7 protein-coding genes and 2 pseudogenes are annotated in these 8,881 nt (G+C 61.3%); 3 read left to right on the forward strand and 6 right to left on the reverse strand.

The genetic code is table 11. The features are described 5' to 3' along the window. A pseudogene (locus tag IV091_RS03110) lies at window positions 1-156 on the forward strand (diaminopimelate decarboxylase); the annotation flags it as partial. A gap of 61 nt (window positions 157-217) precedes the next feature. On the opposite strand, the gene IV091_RS03115 reads toward IV091_RS03110, so the two are convergent. The 5 genes from IV091_RS03115 to IV091_RS03135 all read right to left on the reverse strand — a co-directional run bounded on the left by IV091_RS03115 (window position 218) and on the right by IV091_RS03135 (window position 6,384). After that, the gene (locus IV091_RS03115; RefSeq protein WP_293464984.1) at window positions 218-865 is read right to left on the reverse strand and encodes a protein-methionine-sulfoxide reductase heme-binding subunit MsrQ; all 648 of its coding nucleotides are present in this window, start codon (window positions 863-865) and stop codon (window positions 218-220) included. Further along, window positions 865-1,863 (reverse strand): protein-methionine-sulfoxide reductase catalytic subunit MsrP, encoded by a 999-nt coding sequence (gene msrP, locus IV091_RS03120; RefSeq protein ID WP_293464986.1) that lies wholly within the window; start codon window positions 1,861-1,863, stop codon window positions 865-867. The genes IV091_RS03115 and msrP overlap by 1 nt, the downstream gene beginning before the upstream one ends. Before the next feature lie 87 nt (window positions 1,864-1,950). Further along, window positions 1,951-3,321 carry a c-type cytochrome biogenesis protein CcsB gene (ccsB, locus tag IV091_RS03125; RefSeq protein ID WP_293464989.1) on the reverse strand — a complete coding sequence of 457 codons (1,371 nt, stop codon included), beginning with the start codon at window positions 3,319-3,321 and terminating at the stop codon, window positions 1,951-1,953. Further along, complete coding sequence (locus IV091_RS03130; RefSeq protein WP_293464992.1) at window positions 3,318-5,501, reverse strand: cytochrome c biogenesis protein ResB; 2,184 nt, start codon at window positions 5,499-5,501, stop codon at window positions 3,318-3,320. The genes ccsB and IV091_RS03130 overlap by 4 nt, the downstream gene beginning before the upstream one ends. A gap of 226 nt (window positions 5,502-5,727) precedes the next feature. Then, on the reverse strand, window positions 5,728-6,384 hold the full coding sequence (locus IV091_RS03135) for a c-type cytochrome (protein WP_293464995.1): 657 nt from the start codon (window positions 6,382-6,384) through the stop codon (window positions 5,728-5,730). Between the two features lie 189 nt (window positions 6,385-6,573). Here IV091_RS03135 and yihA point away from each other — a divergent pair, with 189 nt between their 5' ends. Beyond that, window positions 6,574-7,332, forward strand: a complete 759-nt coding sequence (yihA, locus tag IV091_RS03140) for a ribosome biogenesis GTP-binding protein YihA/YsxC (protein WP_293464998.1) — start codon at window positions 6,574-6,576, stop codon at window positions 7,330-7,332. Window positions 7,333-7,357: 25 nt separating this feature from the next. Then, window positions 7,358-8,269 carry an alpha/beta fold hydrolase gene (locus tag IV091_RS03145; RefSeq protein WP_293464999.1) on the forward strand — a complete coding sequence of 304 codons (912 nt, stop codon included), beginning with the start codon at window positions 7,358-7,360 and terminating at the stop codon, window positions 8,267-8,269. A gap of 36 nt (window positions 8,270-8,305) precedes the next feature. On the opposite strand, the pseudogene IV091_RS03150 reads toward IV091_RS03145, so the two are convergent. Further along, window positions 8,306-8,881 (reverse strand): annotated as a pseudogene (locus IV091_RS03150) (lipid A biosynthesis acyltransferase); the annotation flags it as partial.

Here is an 8,881-nt window from a genome sequence, read left to right on the forward strand (position 1 = left end):
CTGTCAGCGGGCGCTTACTGCATGAGCATGGCCAGCAACTACAACACGCGCGGCCGCGCCGCCGAGTTGCTGGTAGATGGCCACCAAGTGCATTTGATTCGCCGCCGTGAAACTGCGCAAGACCAGATGCGTCAGGAGCAACTGGTGGCCGGCTAGTGCCTGCAGGGCATGGGGCAAGGGGCAAGGGGCAAGGCGATTAAAAATCTTCTTGCTACTATTACGATAGCTTGATATGTCCACTGCTTGAGGGCTGAAGCTTCTTTTTCCTTAAGAACTGCTGCACGCGCCAGCCCAGCAGCAAGGCCAAGATGGCGGCATAGACAAACACTTCCGTGAAGTTGTTCTTGCCGGCACGCATCCAGAAAAAATGCAGCAAGCCCAAGCCGGCAATCAGGTAGACCAGCTTGTGCAGCCATTGCCAGCGTTTGGCGCCCATGGCCTTGATGGCGGCGTTAAAAGACGTGGCCGCCAGCGGCATGAGCAGCACAAAGGCCAGAAAACCCACCAGAATGAAGGGCCGCTTGATGATGTCCGCGAGGATGTCGCCAACGTCAAAGCCCATGTCGAACCAGCTGTAGCTCAGCAAATGCATCACGGCATAAAAGTAGGCAAACAAGCCCAGCATGCGGCGAAAGCGCGCCAGCGCAGGCGTGCTGCTGATGACACGCAGGGGCGTGACCGCCAGCACGATGCAGATAAAGCGCAGCGTCCAGTCACCCAGGGCGCGGATCAGCGCCTCCGCCGGATTAGCCCCCAGCTGGTTGGTCAGTGCGCCATAAAAAAGCCATGCAAACGGCAGCAGGCAAAGCACAAAAACAAGCGGCTTGGCTGCCGGGTGCATCAACAGCCTTTGACCGGACAGCATCAGAAGAACTTCTTGAGATCCATGCCCGCGTAAAGCTGGCCCACTTGCGCTTCATAGCCGTTGAACATCAGGGTCTTGCGCTTCTTGGCAAACAGACCGTCCTCGCCAATCCGCCGCTCGGTCGCCTGACTCCAGCGCGGGTGGTCCACCGTGGGGTTGACGTTGGAGTAAAACCCATATTCCTGCGCGGCCGCCTTGTTCCAGGCGGTGCGCGGCTCCTTGTCGGTAAAGCGTATCTTGACAATGCTCTTGCCGCTTTTAAAGCCGTATTTCCAGGGCACCACCAGGCGCACCGGCGCGCCATTCTGGTTGGGCAGCACCTCGCCGTACATGCCAAAGGTCAACAACGCCAGCGGATTCATCGCCTCGTCCAGGCGCAGGCCCTCCACGTAGGGCCATTCAAGCACGCGGGAACCCACAAACGGCATGGTCTTGGGGTCGGCCAGGGTGATGAACTCGACGTATTTGGCGCTGCCCAGCGGCTCGACCTTCTTGATGAGCGCCGACAACGAGTAACCCACCCATGGAATCACCATGGACCAGCCCTCGACGCAGCGCATGCGGTAGATGCGCTCTTCCTGCGGGCTGAGCTTGATCAGGTCTTCGAGCGTGTAGCTGCGGGGCTGCTTGACCAGCCCTTCCACGGCAACGGACCATGGCTTGACGGGCAGCGTTCCGGCATTCCTGGCCGGGTCGGCCTTGTCCGTCCCGAACTCGTAGAAGTTGTTGTAGCTGGCCGCATCTTTGTAATCAGTGATTTTTTCCATCGTCACCGCACCTGCCAGCGCCGATTTGGCACCCGGCAGGGCCGCCAGCTTGCCCGGCCGCTGCATGGTTTGCGCGAGCGCCTGGCGCCCCGCCCAGCCGGCCAGCGCCGCGCCTGCAGCGCCCGTGGCCATCAGCTTGATCATCTCGCGCCGGCCCTGGTAGGCGCTTTGCGGCGTGATTTCGCTGGGAATGAGGTGGTCGAATCCGCTGGTGTGGGTCTTGATGCGCATGAAGAAGTCCTTGTAATGTGCCTGAACGTTAGTCTTTATACGCAGCCGACTCTTACAAGGATTCAAACAAATAAATACCCCTGGCCGCTACAAGGTTCCGTAGCTGTGCAGCCCGGACAAAAACATATTGACGCCCAGGAATGCGAACGTGGTCACAGCCAGGCCCACCAGCGCCCACCAGGCGGCCACCGTGCCGCGCAAGCCCTTCATGAGGCGCATGTGCAGCCAGGCGGCATAGTTGAGCCAGACAATCAGGGCCCAGGTTTCTTTCGGGTCCCAGCTCCAGTAGCCGCCCCAGGCTTCGGCCGCCCACAGCGCACCCAGGACCGTCGCAATCGTGAAGAAGGCAAAACCGACGGCAATCGCCTTGTACATCACATCGTCGAGCACTTCAAAGCTGGGAAGGCGCTCGGCAATGCGCTTGCGGCCCAGCAAGATGGTGGACACGACCAGGCCCGACACCAGCAGATAAATGATCCAGTAGTTGCTGTCGCTGGTCAGGGATTTACGGAAAACAATCGGCACAAAACACAGCACCACACCCAGCATCCACAAGGGCGTGAGTTTGTACCAGCGCTTCTCGTCGGCCTGCTGCTTGACCAGGTAGGCCAGGGACACCATGGACGCCAGCGCAAACATGCCGTAGCCGACAAAGTTGGCGGGCACGTGGATCTTCATCCACCAGCTTTTCAGGGCGGGCACCAGCGGCTGGATTTCGTGGGCTTCGCGCACGACCGTGTACCAGAGCAAGAACCCGACCGCCGCGCTGACCACCAGCATCACGAACGCACCCAGTGCGCGGGTGTTGTACTGCTCTTCAAAATAAAGGTAAAACGCGGCCGTCATCCAGCAAAACAGCACGAACACTTCGTACAGGTTGCTAACCGGGATATGGCCGATGTCAGCGCCGATCAGGTAGCTTTCATACCAGCGCACCAGCGTGCCGATCAGCGCCATGCCCACCGCCACCCAGGCGATTTTGGAGCCCAGCAATTCGAACGAGCGGCTCTGGCTGGAGCCAGCACGTCCGGCAAACATCCCGACCCAGTAGAAAATGGTGCTCATGAAAAACAGCACGCTCATCCACAAAATGGCCGACTGGCTGGACAGAAAATACTTGAGCCAGAACACCTGCTCGGCCCGCGCCAGGTCGCCCTGGTAAGACGCAATGCCCAACAGGGAAAAACCGGCAGCCAGCGCCATCAGCACGCGCAAGGGCCGCCAGAACCACCCCATGGCAATGGTGGCCGGAATGGTGCTTAGCAAGATGCCCTTCTCGTACACGTCCATGTAGGCGCTGTAGCGCGCAAGGGCATAAAGAAAACCGCCCGCCACAAGCACCGCAAAAATCCAGTCCAGCGCGTTGCGCCTGGCGAAATAGCCCTCGTTCAGGCTCAGCGTGGTGCTGTTTCGCCCGGCCGACAGGGTCGTGGTGGTGTTGATACTTGGGTTGTTCATGAAGGCACCTGCAACAGTTTCGTTTTCAACATCTCAAACTCCTTGTCACCATCCATGGTTTTACGGTTGGTGGACAAGGCCATGGTGGCCTGGCTGCCATCCGCAGAAACGGACGCCGAATCATAGGCCGCATCGCGCGGCGCCAGCCACACCCAGACGCGGCGCTCGCGCACATAGAGCATGGCAAATATGCCCAGAATCAGGAAAGCGCAGCCCAGATACACAATGGTCTTGCCCGGCGCGCGCGCCACCTGGAACACACTGGCCTGGACCTGCGTGAAGTCCTTGAGTTCAAAGGCCATGGGCGCCGGATAGTGGTGCGCGTCCGACAGGCTCAGCACCATCTGGGACATGAAGTTTTGCGTTTTCTCGTCTTGCGGCAGGGGTTTTAGCCCGGCCTGCTCGCGCGTCATCTGCATCAGTTCAAACAGCGAGCCGTTCAGGATGCGGATCAGCACCTCGCCGGCGCGGTCGCGTTCGGCTTCTGGCACGTTGTTTTCCATGAAGTCAGACATGGCCTGCAGACCCGCCGCCGGTTTGGCCTTGCCGGCCGCCGCGCCCCCGGCATCAGGGACATCACCGGCGAACAAGGCCAGCGCACGCGACGCCGAAGCGGCGAGTTGCAGGGCGAGCTCCGGCTTGTCGGTGCCCACGGCCTGGCGGGCATAGCGTTGCACGGCCCGCTCGCGCTGCGCCGGGTCGGCCAGTGCGGCGCGCAGCCGCAAAAAGGTTTCCATGCTGCTTTCCGCATCGGCGGGAATGCGCAGGTACTGAAAAGGGTTGGCGGGTGTTTCGCGCACGCCCAGCAGGTACACAGCCGGGCTGTCCGGCCTGGCATCGACCTGCACCGGCAGCATGTAATTTTGATACTCACGCGCCTGACCCGAGGCATCACGCAGCTTGTAGCTGACGCTGGGGCCGACGTTGCGCAACTCCTTCTGGGTCGCTGTCTTGTTGGCAGCACCCAGTTGCTTGTCCAGGGACTGACGCAAATCGACCTTGCGTACATCCACCCCCGCGCCACTGCCCATGTTGCCATCGGCCGAGAAGTTTTCGACGTTGATGACCCGCAGCGCGGTGTATTCAAGCGTCATTTTTTCTGCGTCGGTACCCTGGCCATTGCTCAGGCTGCTGGAGCCGCCAATCGTGCCCTGAATTTCGAAGGGCTTGCTGGCTGCCGCCATGGGAATGGCCTTGAGCGTGACACTGGAGCCGCCATCGTCAAAGCTGGACTGAAAGATCTCGACCCCCCGGTGCTTGACCGGGTGATTGACCTCGACCCGCGCTGGAATCTTGTCGCCGGTTTCCTTGTCATGAATAATGATGTCGCTGGCAAACAGCTTGGGCATGCCGGTGGAGTAGTACTCCACACTGAATTTCTTCAGTTCCACTGAAAACGGCAGTTCCTGCAGCAGCACGCCGCCGGGCTGATTCAAAATGGCCGTGCTGGACTGCGTGCCCTCGGCCACCAGCAGGTTGGCGCGAAACGTGGGGTTGTTGTCGGCCAGCCGGTGCTTGAGCGGCACATCGGCAATCAGGCCGCCACCGGTAAAAATCGACTTGTCGCCCAGCCACATCTGTGCGCGCACCATCATGTCGCCATCCAGCAGACCGCCCACGCAGACCAGCACGATGGCACTGTGCGCCGCAATGTAGCCCAGCTTGTTGGCAGCGCCTTTTTTGGCGGCCACCATCCAGCCCGCGTCGCGCTGCTGGAGCTTGACCTTCCAGCCGCTTTGCACCAGGGTCTGGCCAATGCGCCGGGCCGCCCCTTCCGGGGACTCGGTGAGCGCCGCTTCAGCGCGGTGGCCAAAGGCCTTCAGGCTTTGCTCGCGGACGTTTTCCTTGAGCTGGTTCAGGTCGGCCAGGATTTTGGGGGCGTTGCGGGCAATGCACAGGCTGGTGCTGACCACCAGAAAAGCCAGGATCAACAAAAACCACCAGGCGCTGTAGACGGTACTGAGGCTGGCTGTATTGAAGACCTGCGCCCAGAAGGGACCGAACTGGTTGACGTAATTGCTCAGCGGCTCTTGCTGCTTGAGCACCGTGCCAATCACCGAGGCAATGCAAATCACCGTCAGCAGCGAAATCGAAAACCGCATGGACGACAGCAGTTCAAGAGACGCCCGCAGGGTGCGGGAGCCCCAGTTCACTTTCATACCTTCGGTGGATACAGTCATGCGTGAAATCGGGTTTGATGTCGGGACAAAGGGACTGCTGAGTCAATGCCAGCAAAGCGATGCAGCGAAAGGTATCAGCAAAAAAACAAAAAAGCGGACTTTCCTCAGAAAGACCCGCCTTGATGTGAGTGCGTTTGCGGACTCAAGTTCAATACATCAGTCAATCTGCATGTATTATGACTTTAAAAGCGCTGGCCCGCCCGGCCAGGCCTTTGAGCCCTATGGGTTAACGCAGCCCAGCGATGTAATCCGACACGGCGCGAATCTCGCGGTCGTTGAGTTTGGCGGCGACCTGGTTCATCTGCAGGCTGTTTTTACGAACGTCGTCACGGAAGGAAGTCAGCTGCGCGGCCGTGTACTCGGCGTGTTGCCCGCTCAGGCGCGGATACTGCGCGGGCATGCCGGCACCGCTCGGGCTGTGGCAGCCGGCGCAAGCGGGAATCTGGCGATCCGACAGACCGCCGCGGTAGATGCGCTCACCCAGCGTGACCAGGTCTTTTTCCTTGGCAAAACCGGGCGTGGCCTTTTGCGATGCGGCCCAGTAAGAAATGTTCTTCATGTCGTCGTCCGACAGGCCGGACGCAAAACCCTTCATGATGGCGTTTTGGCGCTTGCCGGATTTGAACTCCTGCAACTGCTTGACCAGGTATTCAGGGTGCTGCTGCGACAGCTTGGGATTGGCAGCAATGCCCGAATTGCCGCCCACGCCGTGGCAGCTGGCGCACATTGCCGTGAAACTGGCCGCGCCCTTGACGAGATCAGGCTTGGCGACCTGAACGGGTGCCGCTGCAGCGGCAGCGGGTACTGCCTCGCCGGCGGCAAATGACGACACGGCAGACAGGGTCAGCACAGCGGACAGCAAAGAGGTAGCAAGCAGGTTCATATCGGGTTTTAATTGGTTGGGCGCACAATACTTTTAACGCGCTGATTTTACAATGCTTAGCGGCGGCACTGATGACTCGGGCCTTGCCGCGCCGGCCTAGAGTCTGTCACAGACCTTGCTGACGGATACTCTATCACCCTCTTTACCGCACGCCACCGCCTGCAACCGCCCTCCAGGGACTGCCCCATCATGACTTCTTCCGACCCGACCCCTCCGTCCAGCACGCCCGCCAATGCAACGCCGGCCTTGCCGAATCCCAAGATCGCCATGGGCTGGCTGCACACGGCCAAGTTCCTCACCACCGCGCCCGAGTTGCAACACCTGCCCCGGCTGGACGTGCCTGAAATCGCTTTTGTGGGTCGCTCGAATGCCGGCAAGTCCACCTGCATCAACACCCTGACGCAGCAGCACCGGCTGGCGTTTGCCTCCAAAACCCCGGGCCGCACGCAAAGCATCAACCTGTTTTCACTGGGCAAGCAGGGCGTGACCGACGCCATGCTGGCCGACTTGCCCGGCTACGGCTACGCGGCCGTTCCCAAGCAAGCCAAGTACCGCTGGCAACAGGTGATGGGCAACTACCTGCAGACCCGCGACAACCTCAAGGCCGTGGTGCTGCTGTGCGACCCGCGCCTGGGACTGACCGAGCTCGACGAAATCCTGCTCGACGTGATCCGGCCCCGGGTGGTCGAAGGCCTCAAGTTTCTGGTGCTGCTGACCAAATCGGACAAGCTCAACAAAGCCGAAGCGGCCAAGGCGCTGTCGATCGTCAAGCTGCAGGCCGGCGGCGGCGATGTGAAACTCTTTTCTGCATTGAAGCGCCAGGGCGTTGAAGAAGTCGCCCAGCACCTCTGGGACTGGGCGCATCCGCCTGAAAAGCCGGTGAAAGCCGCCAAGGCCGCACCCGTCATTGAAGAGGACGAAGAAACGGACTCGCCCGACGCATCCTGAACGCGGCGACAAATCACGCAGCACCATGATTGAAACCAGTCTGCACAGCCTGCCGCACGGCATCACCCTGTCGTGCCGCAGCACTGGCGACAAAGGCCGGCCGGTGCTGATGTTTTTGCACGGTTTCCCCGAGGCGGCCTTTGTCTGGGACGCGTTGCTGGCGCATTTTTCGCAGCCCGAGCACGGCGGCTACCGCTGCATCGCCCCAAACCTGCGCGGCTTTGAACAATCCAGCGCACCCGCCGACGTGGCCGCCTACCGGCCCAAGCACCTGGTGCAAGACATTGCGGCGCTGATTGCACTGGAAGGCGGCCAGGTTGAATGCCTGGTCGCGCACGACTGGGGCGGCGCGGTGGCCTGGAATTTGGCGGCGGCCCAGCCAGCCAGCATGAAAAAGCTGGCCATCATCAACTCGCCGCACCCGGGTACTTTCTTGCGCGAACTGCAGCATTCGCCAGCCCAGCGGGCCGCCAGCGCATACATGAATTTTCTGATCCGCCCTGACGCCGAAGCACTGCTGGCCGAAGACGATTTCCGCCGGCTGTGGGCGTTTTTTACCGCCATGGGCGCCCAAGACGGCCCACATGCCTGGCTGAGCGACGCCGTCAAGGCGCAATACCGCGCGGTATGGGCACAAGGGCTGACTGGCCCCTGCAACTATTACAGGGCCTCGCCCTTGCGCCCCGCCCGACCCGGACCACCGCACCACGACCCCGCTGCGGCCGCCGTGACGATTCCCCGGGCGATGCTGGAAGTCCACCTTCCCACCCTGGTGATCTGGGCCACGGGCGACACCGCCCTGCTCCCGGCGCTACTCGACGGACTGGACGACTTTGTGCCGCAGATGACCTTGCGCCGCGTGGACGGCGCCACGCACTGGATCGTGCACGAGCAACCCGCGCTGGTGGCCGCGTATCTGCAGGAATTCCTGCGCTAGATCCGTTTTTTTACCCTGGCAGTTTGCCACCGCAGTTCAGTACAGCGAAGGCTCGCCAGCAGGCCGGGTTTTGAAGCGCTTGTGGACCCAAAAATACTGCGCCGGCATGGTCGCAATATAGTCCTGCAGGCGGGCGTTCATGCGGGCGGTATCGGCCACCGGGTCATCGCTCGGGAAATCGTCCCAGGCGGGTAGCACCTGCACCTCGTACCCGGCTTGGGTCAGGCGCGGCAACAGCGGCACCACCTTGGCCCGGCCCAGTCGGGCAAAGCGTGACAGTGACGGCACAGTGGCGGTCTGCACGCCGTAAAACGGCACAAACACGGACTCTTCAGCGCCAAAATCCATGTCCGGCAGCAAGTACAGCGGCTGCCCCTGGCGTAGCGCGGTCACGATGGGTTTGACGCCCTCGACCCGCCCAAACAGCCGCAGGTGGCCAAATCGCTGGCGGCCGCGCAGTATCCACTGGTCCACCAACTTGTTCGACTGGTCGGTGTAAATGGTGGTCGACAGCCGGGGCGCCGCCTGGGCAACGCCGGCCCAGGCCGCGTCCAGGCCCACGAAATGCGGCAGAAAAATCACCGTGGGCGCCGTGCCCGTCAGCTCCTGCAC

This window comes from Polaromonas sp., assembly GCF_018780625.1.
Lineage (GTDB): Bacteria > Pseudomonadota > Gammaproteobacteria > Burkholderiales > Burkholderiaceae_C > Polaromonas.

Coding starts and splice junctions, on each gene's coding strand:
- IV091_RS03115 (WP_293464984.1), bottom strand. CDS start 865: ATGCTGTCCGGTCAAAGGCTGTTGATGCACCCGGCAGCCAAGCCGCTT.
- msrP (WP_293464986.1), bottom strand. CDS start 1,863: ATGCGCATCAAGACCCACACCAGCGGATTCGACCACCTCATTCCCAGC.
- ccsB (WP_293464989.1), bottom strand. CDS start 3,321: ATGAACAACCCAAGTATCAACACCACCACGACCCTGTCGGCCGGGCGA.
- IV091_RS03130 (WP_293464992.1), bottom strand. CDS start 5,501: ATGACTGTATCCACCGAAGGTATGAAAGTGAACTGGGGCTCCCGCACC.
- IV091_RS03135 (WP_293464995.1), bottom strand. CDS start 6,384: ATGAACCTGCTTGCTACCTCTTTGCTGTCCGCTGTGCTGACCCTGTCT.
- yihA (WP_293464998.1), top strand. CDS start 6,574: ATGACTTCTTCCGACCCGACCCCTCCGTCCAGCACGCCCGCCAATGCA.
- IV091_RS03145 (WP_293464999.1), top strand. CDS start 7,358: ATGATTGAAACCAGTCTGCACAGCCTGCCGCACGGCATCACCCTGTCG.